The organism is Novosphingobium aeonii (assembly GCF_052279045.1).
Taxonomy (GTDB): domain Bacteria; phylum Pseudomonadota; class Alphaproteobacteria; order Sphingomonadales; family Sphingomonadaceae; genus Novosphingobium.
Genome location: NZ_CP176832.1, coordinates 1602959 through 1619788, shown reverse-complemented (window position 1 = coordinate 1619788; position 16830 = coordinate 1602959). Strand labels below are relative to the sequence as shown.

At 62.9% G+C, this 16830-nt stretch carries 13 protein-coding genes, 1 tRNA gene and 1 pseudogene; 9 read left to right on the top strand and 6 right to left on the bottom strand.

Annotation, left to right across the window (positions count from 1 at the left end; translation table 11 throughout):
* Positions 1 to 49: 49 nt before the first annotated feature.
* Entirely contained in the window at positions 50 to 2335 is a 2286-nt protein-coding gene (locus ACLIMP_RS08035; RefSeq protein WP_324699014.1) for an ATP-dependent helicase, read from the top strand.
* Between the two features lie 37 nt (positions 2336 to 2372).
* Here ACLIMP_RS08035 and ACLIMP_RS08030 read toward each other — a convergent pair whose 3' ends face one another.
* The 3 genes from ACLIMP_RS08030 to ACLIMP_RS08020 form a co-directional block, all read right to left on the bottom strand.
* Positions 2373 to 3806: a carboxylesterase/lipase family protein gene (locus ACLIMP_RS08030; RefSeq protein WP_324698665.1), complete on the bottom strand. Its 1434-nt coding sequence runs from the start codon at positions 3804 to 3806 to the stop codon at positions 2373 to 2375.
* Positions 3807 to 3922: 116 nt separating this feature from the next.
* A complete protein-coding gene (locus ACLIMP_RS08025) occupies positions 3923 to 5350 on the bottom strand; it encodes a DEAD/DEAH box helicase (RefSeq protein ID WP_324698664.1) in 1428 nt (475 codons plus the stop codon).
* Between the two features lie 270 nt (positions 5351 to 5620).
* Positions 5621 to 6232 carry a hypothetical protein gene (locus ACLIMP_RS08020; RefSeq protein ID WP_054439825.1) on the bottom strand — a complete coding sequence of 204 codons (612 nt, stop codon included), beginning with the start codon at positions 6230 to 6232 and terminating at the stop codon, positions 5621 to 5623.
* A 145-nt stretch (positions 6233 to 6377) separates the two neighbouring features.
* On the opposite strand from ACLIMP_RS08020, the gene ACLIMP_RS08015 reads away from it, so the two are divergent.
* Positions 6378 to 7799 (top strand): FAD-binding oxidoreductase, encoded by a 1422-nt coding sequence (locus tag ACLIMP_RS08015; protein ID WP_443478149.1) that lies wholly within the window; start codon positions 6378 to 6380, stop codon positions 7797 to 7799.
* Between the two features lie 174 nt (positions 7800 to 7973).
* Entirely contained in the window at positions 7974 to 8744 is a 771-nt protein-coding gene (locus ACLIMP_RS08010; RefSeq protein WP_054439830.1) for a SapC family protein, read from the top strand.
* Between the two features lie 332 nt (positions 8745 to 9076).
* Here ACLIMP_RS08010 and ACLIMP_RS08005 read toward each other — a convergent pair whose 3' ends face one another.
* Entirely contained in the window at positions 9077 to 10030 is a 954-nt protein-coding gene (locus ACLIMP_RS08005) for an N-formylglutamate amidohydrolase (protein WP_420719867.1), read from the bottom strand.
* A 152-nt stretch (positions 10031 to 10182) separates the two neighbouring features.
* Between ACLIMP_RS08005 and cpdR the strand changes: the two genes are divergently transcribed.
* The 3 genes from cpdR (at position 10183) to ACLIMP_RS07990 (ending at position 12241) form a co-directional block, all read left to right on the top strand.
* Positions 10183 to 10557 carry a cell cycle two-component system response regulator CpdR gene (gene cpdR / locus ACLIMP_RS08000; RefSeq protein WP_324698661.1) on the top strand — a complete coding sequence of 125 codons (375 nt, stop codon included), beginning with the start codon at positions 10183 to 10185 and terminating at the stop codon, positions 10555 to 10557.
* A 136-nt stretch (positions 10558 to 10693) separates the two neighbouring features.
* Positions 10694 to 10768: transfer RNA gene (locus ACLIMP_RS07995), tRNA-Val, on the top strand.
* A gap of 249 nt (positions 10769 to 11017) precedes the next feature.
* Complete coding sequence (locus ACLIMP_RS07990; protein ID WP_132469067.1) at positions 11018 to 12241, top strand: NADP-dependent isocitrate dehydrogenase; 1224 nt, start codon at positions 11018 to 11020, stop codon at positions 12239 to 12241.
* Between the two features lie 181 nt (positions 12242 to 12422).
* Here ACLIMP_RS07990 and ACLIMP_RS07985 read toward each other — a convergent pair whose 3' ends face one another.
* Both ACLIMP_RS07985 and ACLIMP_RS07980 read right to left on the bottom strand, forming a co-directional pair.
* Complete coding sequence (locus tag ACLIMP_RS07985; RefSeq protein ID WP_054439836.1) at positions 12423 to 13268, bottom strand: TauD/TfdA dioxygenase family protein; 846 nt, start codon at positions 13266 to 13268, stop codon at positions 12423 to 12425.
* Positions 13269 to 13422: 154 nt separating this feature from the next.
* Complete coding sequence (locus ACLIMP_RS07980; protein ID WP_132469066.1) at positions 13423 to 14016, bottom strand: TetR/AcrR family transcriptional regulator; 594 nt, start codon at positions 14014 to 14016, stop codon at positions 13423 to 13425.
* Positions 14017 to 14115: 99 nt separating this feature from the next.
* On the opposite strand from ACLIMP_RS07980, the pseudogene ACLIMP_RS07975 reads away from it, so the two are divergent.
* The 3 genes and pseudogenes from ACLIMP_RS07975 to ACLIMP_RS07965 all read left to right on the top strand — a co-directional run.
* Positions 14116 to 14364 (top strand): annotated as a pseudogene (locus tag ACLIMP_RS07975) (PA0069 family radical SAM protein); the annotation flags it as partial.
* Positions 14365 to 14781: 417 nt separating this feature from the next.
* A complete protein-coding gene (locus tag ACLIMP_RS07970; protein ID WP_324698659.1) occupies positions 14782 to 15852 on the top strand; it encodes a PA0069 family radical SAM protein in 1071 nt (356 codons plus the stop codon).
* 128 nt (positions 15853 to 15980) lie between these two features.
* Positions 15981 to 16778, top strand: coding sequence for an enoyl-CoA hydratase/isomerase family protein (locus tag ACLIMP_RS07965; RefSeq protein ID WP_165913225.1), 798 nt, complete (start codon positions 15981 to 15983; stop codon positions 16776 to 16778).
* Positions 16779 to 16830: the final 52 nt, after the last annotated feature.

Genomic DNA, 16830 nt, shown 5'->3' with positions numbered 1-16830 from the left:
CGACACCCCGTTCCCTAGATGTTCACGGGTGAACGATCTGCAATCCTCCATGCCCGAAGCCTCGTCGGACCCTCTGCTCGAAGGCCTGAATCCGCCCCAGCGCGAAGCCGTCCTGACCACTGACGGACCAGTGCTGATGCTGGCAGGCGCGGGAACAGGGAAAACCGCAGCGCTCACTCGCAGGCTTGCCAACCTGATCCGCAACCGGCTCGCATGGCCCAGCGAAATCCTCTGCGTCACGTTCACGAACAAGGCTGCGCGCGAGATGCGCGAACGCGTGGGCCATCTCATCGGCCCTGCCGTGGAAGGGATGCCATGGCTCGGCACGTTCCACGCGATTGCGGCGAAGATGCTGCGTCGCCACGCCGAACTGGTAGGGCTGCAGCCAAACTACACGATCATCGATACCGACGATCAGTTGCGGCTGCTCAAGCAGCTGATCCAGTCCGAAGGGCTGGACGAGAAGCGCTGGCCAGCGCGCCAGCTCGCCGGTTGCATCGATCGCTGGAAGAACCGGGGCCTCAATCCCGCCGACCTCGACGCTGCCGAGAACGAGACTTATGCGAACGGGCGCGGCCAGAAGTTCTATCAGCTTTACCAGGACCGCCTGAAAGCGCTGAACGCCTGCGATTTCGGCGACCTTCTGCTCCACATGCTCAACATCCTGCGCACCAACCGCGAGGTGTTGGAACAGTACCAGCAGCGCTTCAAATACGTCATGGTGGACGAGTATCAGGACACCAACCAGGTCCAGTACCTCTGGCTCCGCCTGATCGCACAGGGTCATCGCAACATCTGCGTGGTGGGCGACGACGACCAGTCGATCTATTCCTGGCGCGGCGCCGAAGTGGCTAACATCCTGCGATTCGAAAAGGATTTCCCCGGAGCCAAGGTCATCCGGCTTGAGCAGAACTACCGCTCCACGCCGCAGATTCTCGCTGCCGCCTCCGGCCTCATCAACGAGAACAGCCAGCGGCTCGGCAAGACGCTGTGGACCGAGCGGCACTCGGGCGACAAGGTGCGGGTGATCGGCGTATGGGATGCCCCCGAAGAAGCGCGCCGGGTCGGTGACGAGATCGAGCGCCTCGAACGCGAAGGCGCTCCGCTGGAACAGATCGCGATCCTCGTGCGCGCCCAGTACCAGACCCGCGAATTCGAAGACCGCTTCATCTCGATCGGCCTCAAATACCGCATCATCGGCGGTTTCCGGTTCTACGAACGCGCCGAGATTCGCGACGCTCTCGCCTATCTTCGCGTCATCGCCCAGCCCGCCGACGATTTGGCGTTCGAACGTATCTACAACGCCCCCAAGCGCGGGCTGGGCGCAAAGGCGCTGGAAGCGCTGCATGTCCTGGCGCGCCGCCGGAACATTCCGCTCGCCATGGCCGCGATCGAGATCGTCGATACCGACGAACTCCCCGCTCGCCCGCGCAATACCTTCCTCTCGCTGATGCGTGACTTCGCCCGCTGGCGCGAACTCGCCGGAACCGAGAACCCTGCCGACCTCATGCGCACCGTGCTCGACGAGAGCGGATATACCGATGCCCTTCAGGCGGAAAAGACGCCCGAATCGGCCGGACGCCTCGAAAACCTCACCGAACTCGCCCGGGCCATGGAAGAGTACGAGAGCCTGGGCGACTTTCTCGAACACGTCAGCCTCGTCATGGACAACGATGCCGCCTCGGACGAGGAAAAGGTCACGATCATGACCATGCACGGCGCCAAGGGCCTGGAATTCGACAACGTGTTCCTGCCGGGCTGGGAAGAAGGCGTGTTCCCCTCGCAGCGGGCGATGGACGAAGGCGGGCTCGCCAGTCTCGAGGAGGAACGCCGCCTCGCCTACGTTGCCATCACGCGCGCGCGGCGAAAGTGCACGATCCTCCACGCCGCCAACCGCCGAATCTACGGCCAGTGGACAAGCTCGATCCCTTCCCGGTTCATCGCCGAACTGCCTGACGATCACGTCGAGAGCGAAACGACATTGTCAGGCGGTGCTTCCCTCTGGCGCGCGCAATGGTCGGAACATGGCGATCCTTTCGCCGACGTCGCCCGGGCGCAGCCCGCGCGCACGATGACACGCGGCCCCGGTTGGCAGCGCGCCGCTGCCCGCGAGTTCGATCCCGCACCGCGCCGCATTGCCGAAACCACCCGTAGCGCCGCCAGCTTCGCCGCCAAGCCTCGCACCGACATCGAGATCGGCGCCCGCGTCTTTCATGAGAAGTTCGGATACGGCACTGTCGCCGCGCAGGAAGGCAACAAGCTGGAGATCGACTTCGAGCAGGCCGGCCACAAGCGGGTGATCGACAGCTTCGTCAAGCCAGCCGGAAGCGAATGAACCTCCCGGCCGGCTGAACGCGCTGGCTTGGCGGCGCCTAGATCCCGCTTTTGGCGGAGGCTGCCTCGATCTGCCGGAGCCACGGGTCAGCGCCGAATTGAGCGGTTCCGCCGGGCGAAAAGTCCATCAGCGCGGAGCCGTCTCCGGCACGTGATTTCCATTCCGGCAGGCCTGCGCCGTTAGGATTGCCGGTCTTCGCGAAATTCACGAGATAGCTGCTGATGGTGCGGCCCATTTCCCGATCCCGCGCGCTGGTCTTGCCGCCGTATTTCACGTCCTGCGTATCGAGGAAGAACGGTATGTCCGTAGCATGGCCGGCCCCTTTGCCGCCGCCTTCAATCGATGTGGCAACATAGGAAAAGCGGTATTCGTAGACAGGTGCGCCGCCGGCCGCCGCCAAGGCCGATATCTGCCGCGCCCCCGCAACCATGCTGCCCGAAATCCCGCCGATATCGTCACTTGTGGCACCGATCATCATCGGCACGCGATGGAACGTTTTCGCCTCGTAGGCATGGCGCTGATCCACCGCCAGCCTGCCGTCGCTGAACGGGCTGGCGAATGTGCGCGGCGCGCCGCTCGGACTGAAGAGAGCCATCAGGTTGAGCCCATCCGTCACCGCATCGGCAGAAAGGCCGCGCAATTTTGCAAGGGCCTGCGGATCATCGCGGGAAATGCCCTTCGCTTCGGCAAAGCGCACGCCGATCGCTTCCGTGGCGGCGAGATCGGGATTGGCAAGGCTCGTGCCATTCCCGCCCGACATGACGACTGCCTTGTCGAACAGCCCTTCGGCCATGGGCGAGGTCACCAGGTTGTTGACGGACATGCCGCCCGCGCTTTCGCCTATGATCGTCACATTCTCGGGGTCGCCGCCGAACGCCGCGATGTTCCGCTGCACCCAGGCAAGCGCGGCGATCTGGTCCATGAAGCCATAGTTGCCGACAAGCCCCTTGTCCTGCGCCGCGCGGGTCAGCGCAGGATGGGCGAAAGTGCCGAAACGGCCGACCCGGTAATTGAAGCTGAAGAACAGCACGCCCTGCTTCGCGAGTTCTGCACCTGCATAAGTCGGCGGCGATGCGCCGCCGTTCACGAAGCCGCCACCGTAGATCCAGACGATCACGGGGAGTTTCGCCTTGGCCTGCGCCGGGCGCCAGACATTGGCGTAGAGACAGTCCTCGGCGGGGGGCGTGCCCAGCGGCGCCGCATCTCCGGCGAAGGGCTTCTGCATGCAATCATGCCCGTAGCTTTCCGCCGAACGGACATCCTTCCATGCCGCAACAGGCTGCGGTGCACGCCAGCGCAGCGCGCCGACCGGCGGCGCCGCGAAGGGAATTCCCTTCCAGCTCACCACCTCGTCCTCGACGCTGCCGGCAAGCCTGCCGCTGTCCACCTGGACCACCGCCTGCGGTTCGGCCAGCGCCGCGCACGAGGAGACGAGCGCAGCGCCGAACGCCAGAGAATACCTGAATTTCATGGATAATCCGCCTCGCCTGCCTCTCGATAGGAGGCAGTCTGCACAGGGCGGCAAGGACAGGCAAGCACCATTGCCGCACCCTGAGGCGCGGCGATGGTGCCTGGCTTGAAGTAGGATCAGGTGAGAGCGGAAACGCTCAGGAATTCGGGGATCGGACCGTTCCAGCCGTCATCGGCGGGCTCTGCATCGCGGCGACGCGAACGATTGCCATCGGCACGGCGTTCGCGGCGCTGTTCGTCACCCCGGCTTTCGCGGCGCGGGGCACGCTCAGCGCGTTCCTCGCGAGGAGCTGCGCGTTCTTCACGCGGCGCGGCACGTTCTTCGCGCGGGGCTTTCGCCTCCGTGCGCGGCTCTGCACGCTCACGCTTCTCACGGCGGGGCTTTTCCGCACGAGCAGCAGCTTCGGGCGCTTCCGCAGCCGTTTCCTCGCCGCCGAGATGATAGACCGGAATCTTGCCGCCGGTCAGCTTCTCGACGTTCTCGATCGCTTCGGCATCTTCGGGCGCCACGAAAGTGAAAGCACGACCGGTTGCGCCGCCACGGCCAGTGCGGCCGATACGGTGGACGTAATCGTCCGGATGCCAGGGCGTGTCGAAGTTGAAGACGTGGCTCACGCCCTTCACGTCAAGCCCGCGCGCAGCCACGTCGGACGCGACGAGGATGTTGATCGAGCCATCCTTGAAACGCTGGAGTTCGGCAAGGCGCGCCGGCTGTTCCATGTCGCCGTGGATCTCGCCGGCTGCAAAGCCATGACCCTTCAGGCTCTTGGCCAGTTCACGCACGGTCGTCTTGCGGTTGGCGAAGATGATCGCGGTCGAGACGTTGTCGGTGCGCAGGAGCTGGCGCAGGGCCTCGCGCTTCTTGCGGGCCGGCACCGCCACCTTGTGCTGGACGATATTCGTGTTCGCGGTCGCCGGGCGGGCAACCTCGATGTACTTCGGATTCGACAGGAAGCGATCCGCCAGCTTCTTGATCGGCGGCGGCATCGTTGCCGAGAAGAGCAGCGTCTGCCGATTGGTCGGCAGCTTGGAACAGATGCTCTCGATGTCGGGAATGAAGCCCATGTCGAGCATGCGGTCCGCTTCGTCGATGACGAGCAGTTCGCAGCCGGTCAGCAGGATCTTGCCGCGCTCGAACAGGTCCATCAGGCGGCCCGGCGTCGCGATCAGGACGTCGACACCTTCCTGCAGCGCCTTGATCTGGTCGCCCATCTGAACGCCGCCGATCAGCAGCGCCATGCGCAGATCGTGGTTCTTGCCGTACTTCTCGAAGTTCTCGGCAACCTGGGCCGCGAGTTCGCGGGTCGGTTCGAGGATCAGCGAGCGCGGCATCAGCGCACGGCGACGGCCATGCGCGAGAACGTCGATCATCGGGAGCACGAAGCTGGCCGTCTTGCCGGTGCCTGTCTGGGCGATGCCGATCAGGTCCTTCATCATCAGGACCGGCGGAATGGCTTGGGCCTGGATCGGAGTCGGTTCGCTATAGCCAGCGGTTTCAACCGCTTGCAGCAATTCGTCAGACAGGCCGAGATCGGCAAAGTTCATAGACAGACAGGGCTCATAGGCAAACAGGTTAGCGAAAATCAGGCAAGTTAGCGAGAATCAGGCAGGTTAGCGAGAATCAAGGACGCTAAGGATATTCGCGGCGCTACGGCAACGACCGAATCAATCGGTCAGCACGAAGCCGATCGTATATCTGGCCGGGCCCTATGCGGGAAATGCCCCCAACGTCAAGGAAATCCGCGCAAAGGCCGCGATTCGACCAGGCCGACAATGCTCCAAATCAGGATTCGCGCGCCAACCGCGGCCAATCGCTCAACGACCCACGGCAACCAGTTGGCGAATGCGCGTCAACTTGCAGGTGGTGCCGCTGCGGGAAAGCAATTCGTCGCGATCGACGCAGAGCTGGCCATCGGATGTCCGTGACAGCAGGAATCCGGAATAGAAAGCCCCTGCCCGGCAACCCCTTTCCAGTTCGGCACCGATCACCCGCCGATCGCGCATGAACAGCAGGAGCCGGCTCTGCCCGTCGGGCTGCACCCCGGCGATGCCGGACATCGGCAGGCATTTGCCGATCTTGCGTTCGGAAAAGCGCGGGCCGTCGTCATCCCGCCCGGGCATGCCCACGAACATGTCTGGCGGGCTGGGCATCTGCGCGCGCGGGGTGACGCGAATCGTCATGCGCTGCTCGATTCGCACCTGCCAGGCATCGCCCGGCTCGACATGATCGAACGCCGATGCGGAAAACGGCCAGCCGCCCGGCGAATCGGGCAGCTCATCCGGCCACGCATAACTGCCGGCTTCCGGTTCCACGGAGACGGTCCCGGTCTCCGCCCGCTCGCTTCGGGCCGTGCGGCCAGCCTCCGTCGCGCCCACCACGGGTAGCAGCAGCGCAAACGGATAGAGCAGGACGGAGGCGAGATTCATCGAAAGAGTTGGTCCCCGGGCACAGTGCTGTCGCCTTAGAGCAAGAGCTTGAACCAGCGCTTAACCCGATACGATGCACGTTCCATGTCGATAGCGAGGCAAGACCACGGATGAAACCCGGTGAAGCCTGTGCCATATCGCCTTCATGACGAATACCGACAGCTTTCTTGCCGAAGCCACCGCCCTGCTTGGCCCTCGCGGCCTGACCACTGACGCGGACCTGCTTGCCCCCTGGCTCACCGACTGGCGCGGACGATATACCGGGAGCGCCGTGGCAATGGCCTCTCCCGCAAACGTCCCGGAACTGGCCGAGCTTGTGAATATCTGCGCCAGGTTCGGCGTTCCGATCGTTCCGCAAGGCGGCAACAGCGGCATGTCCGGAGGGGCAACGCCTGACGGCAGCGGAACTGCCCTGCTTCTTTCGCTGCGCCGGATGAATGCGATTCGCACGCTGGACGTCGAAGCGCGGCAGGCCACGTGCGAAGCCGGTGTCGTGCTCCAGACCCTTCATGAAGCGGCCGAAGCGCGGGACCTGCGCTTCCCCCTCTCGCTCGGCGGCAAGGGCTCGGCCACGGTGGGCGGACTGATTTCCACGAACGCCGGCGGCACGCAGGTTCTGCGGCACGGATCGATGCGCGCGCTTGTGCTGGGCCTCGAAGCCGTACTGGCCGACGGCCAGGTCTTCTCGATGCTTACGCCGCTCAAGAAGGACAATCGCGGGTTCGATCTCAAGCAATTGCTGATCGGCTCCGAAGGAACGATGGGCATCGTGACCGCGGCAACGCTGCGCCTGCTGCCCGCCATTGCCGAACGCGTCGTGATCTGGGCCGGCGTGCCCTCGCTCGGTGCGGCGCGCAAGCTCCTGCTCCACTGCGAGCGCTCTGCGGGAGAGGCACTGGAAGGCTTCGAGGTTCTGCCGCAAGCCTGCCTCGACGCCGTGCTCGATTATCTGCCCGACAGCCGCGCACCGCTTTCGGATCGCCACGCATGGCATGTCCTGATCGAGGTCGTGGCGGATCGCAACGCTGCCGCGACGCTGCGCGATCGCTGCGAATCGATGATGGCGGACGCATTCGAAGCCGAGCTTCTGGAAGACGCAGCCATGTCCAGCAACGAGTCCCAGGCCGAGGCCATGTGGCTGCTGCGCGAATCGATTTCCCCGGCCGAGCGCGCTCGCGGTCCGGCGGTGCAGCACGATATCTCCGTTCCCGTCGAGAAAATGCCGGACTTCGTGGAAACCACCGCCCCGATGATCGAGGCCAGGTGGCCCGGCACGGAAGCCATCGCTTTCGGCCACCTTGGCGATGGCAACGTCCATTACCATGTGATCGCGCCGGATGTGACCGACGGCCCCGCCTGGCAAGCCGACCAGGGCAAGACGATCAGCCGCTACATCCATGATCTCGTCACCGAATGGGGCGGCTCGATCTCGGCCGAGCACGGCATCGGCCAGCTCAAGCGCGACGAACTGGCCCGCCTCGGAGACCCTGCCGCGCTGTCCATGCTGCGCGCGGTGAAGCATGCCCTTGATCCCGCCGGAATCCTCAATCCCGGCAAGCTGATCTGACCCCGAACGACAAGCGCGCCTGCGCTTCGGCAGTGGCACTTACCGGGATCAATCGGGCGAGGACCCACGACTCGCCCAATATCCCCGTTTCGGCGGGCTGCGCGCTTGCGCCCGCCCCATGCAGCCCCTAAAGCGTCGCCTTCGAAATTTCCCAGTCTTGCGGAGAGTAACGCAATGGCCACCGCGCCGCAGAATCCTGCCCTGCCCCTGTTCTACAAGGACCTCGTGCCGCTCAACTCGCAGCAGCACGCCACCTGGAAGACGCGTTCCACCGACAAGGCCACCTGGCTGGTCGGCGTGAACTCGATCCCGCTGACCGTCGAGGAATTCCCGCAGGCGCAGCGCCACTTCCCGATCATCTTCACCGCTGGCGAAAATCCGGTGCCGCTGATCCTGATGGGCATGAACGAAGGCGTGAACGTCTACGTCGACGAAGACGGCACCGTGAATACGCCGGTCTACATCCCCGCTTACGCACGCCGCTATCCGTTCATGCTGGCCCGTCTGCGCCCGGATGCCGAAGAACTCTCGCTCTGCGTCGACCCCACCAGCGATCTCGTCGGTGAAGGCGAGGACGGTGAAGCCCTCTTCAACGAGGCCGAGCCGACCGAAGCGACCAAGAACATGCTCAAGTTCTGCGAGAACTTCGAGATCGCCGGCACCAAGACCGCCAATTTCATGGCGGAGCTGACGAAGCACAACCTGCTGATGGACGGCGAGCTGAACATCGACATCGGCACCGGCCAGCCCTTCACCTATCGCGGCTTCCAGATGGTCGACGAAAACAAGCTGCGTGAAATGCGCGGCGACGTGCTGCGCCAGTGGAACCAGAACGGCATGCTGCCGCTGATTTACGCACACCTCTTCTCGCTCGATCTGGTGCGGGACATTTTCGGTCGTCAGGTTTCCCAGGGCAAGGGTCCGCAGATCCTCCCCGCCGCCTGACACTCTGATTTCGTGAACTTTCGGGGCGGGGTTTATGACAATTTTGTCACACCCCCGCCCCATTATGCAGCACCATCCCAACGCGCACTTGCAAAAGGTATGTTGCATGCCCCATTCTAGGGGTTGAATGTGCGATCAGGCTTGCTATGTTAGGGCTACCTGATCGGCGCTACCCTCATGGCCCGGTCGGGTTGGTGCACATCGTGCACCTCCTCCCTGAACCTTGGCCACCTCGCGCATTGCGCGAGGTGGTTTTTTAATGTCCTGAGCAAAGCGCCGGACTTTATCCGACAATCGAACTTAGCTGCGGGCGACCTGCCGCAAAACCTGCGCTATTCCGCGGCCTGCGCCCAGCCCTTGCCGCCCGAATCCTGCACCAGATCGCAGACCGAGGCCGCCAGGCGGCGCACCAGTCCTTCCAGCAGTTCGGTCACCGCATTCATCCCGTCACCCGGCTCGAGCAGCCGCGAATCGAGATAGCTGCTCCGGTCGATCTCGATCTGCATCGCATGGACACCCTCGGACGGCGCGCCATGACGGTCGAGGACATATCCGCCCGCATAGGGCCGGTTATGAGTTGCCTCCTGCCCCTGCGCTGAAAACCACGAAAATGCCGAAGCGACCAGACTGCCGTGACAGGCGGCACCGAAGCGGTCTCCGATAACGAAACGGGCCGGCTCGCTTCCCAGCCGCACGGGCAGCGGCGGCATCGAATGGAAATCGAGCAGCAAGGCCGCACCCCAGCGGTCGCGCAGAGCCGTCAGCGCCTGCGACAAGGCGGAATGGTAAGGCCGGTGAACCCCCTCCAGCCGATCGACGAGCGCAGCGCGCTCAAGCCTCCCGCGCCAGATCTCCCCCAGACCGGGAAGGCGGCGCGGGACGAGTCCCAGCCCGCTGCGCGCCCGGCGACTCGGCAAGAGGCTCGCACCTTCCGGCCGCGAACCGCGCGGGACCATTTCCCAATCCACATCGTCTGGCGCCCGGTTGAGATCAATCATGGCGCGCGGAGCCTGAGCGACGAGCAGCCCCGCCCCCGTTGACCGTGCAACGCTTCTCGCGATTCGATCGACATAGCGATCTTCAAGCCGGACTGCGGCAATTTCAGGCTGACGCATCTCACGCAGGAGCGACGCCGGATAGGCCCGGCCCGCATGAGGAACCGCGATCAGCACGGGGATCGCGGAAGGCTCCGATCCATCGATCACATAGGCCGGAATCTCCGGCAAGCCCGGTATCCAGCCCCCGACCCGTTGTTGCGAATCATTCTCGCCCGAAGGTTTTGCCATGTTCGGAAACTGGCCTTTTCGACCACTCAAGTCAAAGCGTCCCGTTCCCGGTCAGTGGGGAAACCGGGCGAGAATTTTAACGGAATAGGCGCTATGGCTCGAAGCATAGACCGTCGCACCCACGCGTCAGAACAAATCTGGATAGAAACCCGATGATCCGCATCCTGCTTGCCGAAGACGACCAGGCCATGCGCACTTACCTTGCACGTGCGCTGGAAAACGCCGGCTACGACGTACTGGCCGTCGATCGCGGTACCGAAGCTCTCCCCCACCTGGAAAGCGAACATTTCGATCTGCTGCTCTCCGACATCGTCATGCCGGAGATGGACGGCATCGAGCTTGCCCAGCGCTGCGCCGAAGTTTCACCGATGACCAAGGTCATGTTCATCACCGGCTTCGCGGCCGTCACCTTGCGCGCCAGCCGCGAGGCACCGCACGCCAAAGTGCTCTCGAAGCCCTTCCATCTGCGTGATATCGTTATGGAAGTTCAGCGCGTCTTCGGGCTTTCCGAGCACGCTCGCCTCTGATTCCGGCTATCCACAGAACCGTCCACAGGCAGTTCGAGATTTTTGGAAAAAACGGGTTGCCAACCTCTGACACCACCGTTAGAGGGCCAATCCACCGAGCGGCACACCACGCCGCTCCGGACCGACCGAATGGTGTGGGCGTATAGCTCAGTGGTAGAGCACTATGTTGACATCGTAGGGGTCGCAAGTTCAATCCTTGCTACGCCCACCATTCGGACCGCCGGCCAGAGCTGAGCCGGCCCTCCCGAACATCGTTGAGCCGGCTTCGTAAAGAAGCACGCCGACAGAAGCGCAAGTCGCCATCGATTGCGCATCCTTCACTCCCCTTCGACATCGACCGTGCACGCGTTGCAACTCCGCCACCGCGCAAAGCGGCCGGCCGGCCCGCAACCTGCCTTGCCAGCGCTCCCCCGCCTGCCTAAGAGACGCCCAATTTCTCACCTCTGGGGAGTATTCAGGAATGGCGAAAATCAAGGTCAAGAATCCCATCGTCGAGATGGACGGCGATGAAATGACGCGGATCATCTGGGAATGGATCCGTGAACGACTGATCCTCCCCTACCTCGACATCGATCTCAAGTACTACGACCTCTCGGTCCAGAAGCGCGACGAGACGAACGACCAGATCACCGTCGACGCCGCCAACGCCACCAAGGAACACGGCGTTGCCGTCAAGTGCGCGACCATCACGCCCGACGAAGCGCGCGTCACCGAATTCGACCTCAAGAAGATGTGGAAGTCGCCCAACGGCACGATCCGCAACATCCTGGGCGGCGTCGTCTTCCGCGAGCCGATCGTGATCTCGAACGTTCCCCGCCTGGTTCCGGGCTGGACCGATCCGATCGTCGTCGGCCGTCACGCCTTCGGCGACCAGTACAAGGCCACCGACACCCTGATCCCCGGCCCGGGCAAGCTGCGCCTGGTGTGGGACGGCGAAAGCGGCGAGAAGATCGACCTCGACGTGTTCGACTTCCCGGCTCCGGGCGTCGCCATGGCGATGTACAACCTCGACGAATCGATCCGCGACTTCGCACGCGCTTCGTTCAACTACGGCCTGAACCTCAAGTGGCCGGTGTACCTCTCGACCAAGAACACCATCCTCAAGGCCTATGACGGCCGCTTCAAGGATCTGTTCCAGGAAGTGTTCGACACCGAAGGCTTCGCCGAGAAGTTCAAGGATGCCGGCATCGTCTACGAACACCGCCTGATCGACGACATGGTCGCCTCGGCGCTCAAGTGGTCGGGCAAGTTCGTCTGGGCCTGCAAGAACTACGACGGCGACGTGCAGTCGGACACCGTTGCGCAGGGCTTCGGCTCGCTGGGCCTGATGACCTCGGTTCTCCTCTCGCCCGACGGCAAGACCGTGGAAGCGGAAGCCGCCCACGGCACCGTGACCCGTCACTACCGCCAGCACCAGCAGGGCAAGGCGACCTCGACCAACCCGATCGCCTCGATCTTCGCCTGGACCCGCGGCATCGCCTATCGCGGCAAGTTCGACGAAACGCCGGAAGTGGTGAAGTTCGCCGAAACGCTTGAGCGTATCTGCATCGAGACCGTCGAAAGCGGCAAGATGACCAAGGATCTCGCGCTGCTGATCGGTCCGGACCAGAACTGGATGACCACCGAACAGTTCTTCGAGGCCATCGTCCAGAACCTCGAAGCCGAAATGGCCAACTGGGCCTAAGCGCCCGGCCTTTCGGATCTGAATTCGAAGAAAAACCCTCCGCCTTCAAGGGCGGAGGGTTTTTCTTTGCCTGCAAGCGCTCCGACCGCCGTACGATCCGGCGCAGGCGATCCCGGCAGAAGAAAGCCCGCCGGACACATCCGGCGGGCTTATGGAATTTGAAATCGGCTTCGGCGAAAGCTTATTCGAAGGGCTCTTCACCTTCGAGCTTGGTACGGTGCATCATGCGCCCGCAAGTCGGATCATAGGCTTCTGCCCGGTGCATGGTGCCGGTGTTATCCCACATCACGAGATCGCCGACTTCCCATTCGTGGCTATACGTGAATTCCGGGCCGGTCGCCCATTCGCGCAGGCCGTGAATGATCATCGCGCTTTCCAGAGCCGACTTGCCAACGACCTGCGCGGAAGTGCAGCCGATCACGAGGCTCTTGCGGCCCGACTGGTGCTTCCAGACCAGCGGCAGTTCCTGTTCGCCGATCTGGGCATAGCCCTGGAGCTTGGCCAGGCTCGGTTCCGGCTCGTAATAGAACAGGCTTGCCCAGGGACCATGAACGACGCGGTACTGCTCGTACTCTTCCTGCTTTTCGGCAGGCAGGCCCTCGAACGCCGCATAAGTATTGGCGAAGCCGGTGTTGCCGGTGCCGCGCGGGCTCGGCACGCGGCAGGAAAGCAGCGAGGCCAGGATCGGCACGTCATTGCGGGTGCCATCGATGTGCCAGTAGAGAGAGCCCTTGAGGTACTCCGCCGCCATGGGGTTTTCCTTGGCGTCGAGCGTGATCTTCGAGATCACTTCCTCGCCGCCCTTCCGCTCCGGCGCAAAAGTGCCCAGCGTCTTCGTGAAGGCGATCTGCTCTTCATCGGTGAAGTTGACCTGCGGGAACACCAGCACGCCGCGCGCTTCCAGCAGCTCCCGGATTTCCCTGGCGATTTCGCCGGACAGGAGCTCTTCCTTCGTGTTGAGCACACGACCGCCGATTTTCGGCTTGATATCTTCCGCGTTGAGTTTGGTCTGGGTTGCGACCGACATTTTCCGAACTCTCCCAATTCACTGACGAGAACGTCGTTCCTGCGATGCGCGAAGAACGAGGCCTGCATCAATCCGCCCATGGCGATAGTTGCGATCGGTATTGTGTTATCACGTACTGAACGCCCGTTCAAACAGGCGTGCAGCGGCGCGGCGATCAGTCGGCCCCGATCGGCTCCAGCCGGGACAGCCAGGTTTCCACGATGGCCATGGCGGCCTCATGGCCGTCCGTCACGCCCAGCGCCGATTCCATCACGATGGCCCGGCCGATCCCGGCCAGAACCACGGTGAGGCCGGCGGCGTCGAAACCTTCAAGCACCTTGAGGCGATCGCCCAGAATATGTTCGAGAATCTCGACCTGGCGCTTGCGCATGGCCATGCTGTGCTCCGCCATCATCTGGCGAACCGCCGGCCGATGGTTGGAAAGCGCCATGAATTCGAGGGACATCGCGGTCCTGCTGGTATCGACGAAGAAACACCAGAGCGCCCGCACCGGATCGTCGGAAGTCAGCGCCTCCTCAATCATGCGATCGCTTTCGGCAGCGCCCTGGCGCGAGACTTCGAGCAGGAGATCGTCGGTCGTGGGAAAATAGTAATGGACGAGCGAAGGCTTGAGCCCTGCCCGCGCCGCCACGCGCCGCGTGCTTGCAGCGGCATAGCCTTCGTCCCGAATGAGTTGGACGGTCGCCTCGACGATACGTGCCCGCGTCGCGGACGTCTCGGCTCCGATCCTGCGCGGTGCGCCTGCCATCAGATCTCCTTTGCCGCGCTGGCCTAGGGCCTGCGGCCGGGAAGATCAACCGGACCGCCGGGACTTGCCATTTGTTCCCTGTTTGTTCAAAAAGGCGGCATGAAGGTCCACAAGGGAAGAGGCGCCGTCAGCGGACAGGCCAGCACCCGCTTCAACCTCCCACAGCGGGAGGCCGATGGCGACTGGCTCGACAGCAGGGACGATGTCGACGGCCCTGCCCGCCATCCGGCCACGACCGTAACAGAAGAGCATCCCCGCTCGATCCTGTCTTTCAACAAATCTCCGGACATCCCGTTCGATCGCTCGATCAACGCCTATCGCGGCTGCGACCAATCCACTAACAGTTGTGTAGACCTAGAAAGAGGTGGATTTTCGAGATTTCGTTATTTACCCATTGCGAATGGATTGTGTGCCCACATTCAACTTGTCACGATTACGTGAGATTGGCTGGTCTCAGTGGGATCCAATTGGAATAGACGATCTTGATGATCGACCTGATGACGAATACGATGCGTACTTGACGCAGGCAGCTGCACGCCTCTCGAAGGGCGTGAGCACAGAAGATGTAGCCGCATACCTGATCGATGTAGAAACTAATTACATGGGCTTGGGCGCGTCAGCTAACGCTCGTCAGAGAGCGAACAAAACTGCTGCCGACATAGCCCATTATATCTCGGAGTTGCGCTCCCAGCCGCCGATTAAGGATTAGGGCAGCCGAAGAGAAAATGACTCGCACACCCCATTTGTTCCCTATATGTTCGATCTATGGAACGGATCAAGGGACGCGGCGCGACCAACAATCAAAGCAGCACTCGCTTCAACCTCACTAGTAGTGAGGCCGACGGCGACTGGCTTGATGAGGTCGATCAGATCGATGGTCCGCGCCCTAAGCGCGCGACGACAGTCACCATTCTCCATCCCAAAACGATCCTCTCATTCAACAAGTCCCCGGACATTCCGTTCGATCGCTCGATCAATTCGTACAACGGGTGTGAGCACGGCTGCATCTACTGCTTCGCACGGCCGACACATGCCTATCACGACCTCTCGCCCGGTCTCGATTTCGAAACCAGGCTCTTCGCGAAACCCCAGGCAGCCAGTCTGCTTCGCGAAACTCTGGCCAAGTCCGGCTATAGGCCCGCACCGATCGCGATGGGCACCAATACAGACCCCTATCAGCCTATCGAGGGGCGTTACCGCATCACCCGCGCCATTCTTGAGCTCTGCCTCGAAACACGCCACCCCGTGACGATCACCACGAAATCGGACCGCGTCCTGCACGATCTCGACCTGATCGCGGAACTGGCCCGGCTGAAGCTGGTGGCAGTGGCCATTTCGGTGACCAGCACGGACCCGCACCTGTCACGCCTTCTCGAACCTCGCGCCGCGACTCCGCACAAGCGGATCGCAGCGCTCGGCGAACTGGCCAGAGCCGGAGTGCCGGCCCATGTCTCGATCGCGCCGGTCATTCCCTCCATCACCGATCAGTTCCTGGAGGATATTCTGGAAGCAGCCTCCGCGCAGGGAATCCACGCCGCAACGTGGATCATGGTCCGGCTTCCTCACGAAGTCGCTCCCTTGTTCCGCGAATGGCTTGACGCTCATTTCCCCGACCGGGCCGGGAAAGTCATGGCCACTATCCAGTCGATGCGGGGCGGACGCGACAATGACCCGCAGTTCTTCACCAGGATGCGGCCGAGCGGCGTGTGGGCCGACCTTTTCCGGCATCGGTTCAGGGTTGCGATGAAGCGGATGGGCTTCGCGAAGCCGTCCATCGCGCTCGACTGTTCGCAATTTCGCCGTCCGTCGCTCGATGGCCAGCTCTCCCTGCTCTAGAGGCGTTTCAACACCTGTTGAAGCCACCTTTGGAATGCCCCCGAGAGGCAATTGTCCCGGCCATTGCAGACCTTGATCGCCGATCAGGAGAACCCGAGGATTCCTGTGCCATTCCAACCGGGGACGCCATGCAGGAACCCACCATTCTCGTAGATAGTCGCGGCGATGTGGAGATCCTCACTCTCGATCGGCCGCACGTCCTCAATGCTCTCGACGAGAACATGACCTTCGCGCTGCGAGACTATTTTGCCGGCCTGGCCGAGCGGCCCGAGGTGCGGGTGGTGCTGCTGCGCGGCGCAGGCCGGAACTTCTGCGCCGGACTGGACCTTTCCGGGTGGCAAAACGACGCATCTAGGGGCGAACTTCAGCACTTCTGGCGCCTGCAAAGGAGCCTCGCAGGGCTGCTGGAACTGATGCGCGCCTGTCCGCAGCCGATCATCGGCCTCGGCCATGGCGCGGCCTGCGGTGCGGGTTTTTCGCTCCTGCTGGCCTGCGATGTGCGATATGGCGCGCCGGACCTCAGGATGAATGCGGCCTACATCAAGATCGGCCTTGGCGGCTGTGATCTGGGATGCAGCTACTTCCTGCCCCGTATCGTGGGCGCTTCCGTCGCCACCGAATACATGCTCACCGGCCGCTTCATGGATGCCGGGAAGGCGCTGCAATGCGGCCTCCTGAGCGAGATCGCTCCGCTGGATTCCCTGCTGGATCGTGGGCTGGCGCTGGCCGGCGAAATGCTGGCCAATTCTCCGATGGGCCTGCGCCTTACGAAGGAAGGCATAAACCGCAATCTCGATGCGCGCTCCCTTTCGGACGCCATGGCGCTCGAAGACCGGCAACAGGTCATGATGTTGATGAGCGAGGATTTTTCGGAAGGACTGGCGGCCTTTCGGGAGAAGCGCCCGCCCAAGTTCCGGGATCGCTGAACGGGATCACGAAACCTTGCGCCGCTTTCACGCGTTTCCCCGTCCAACGATA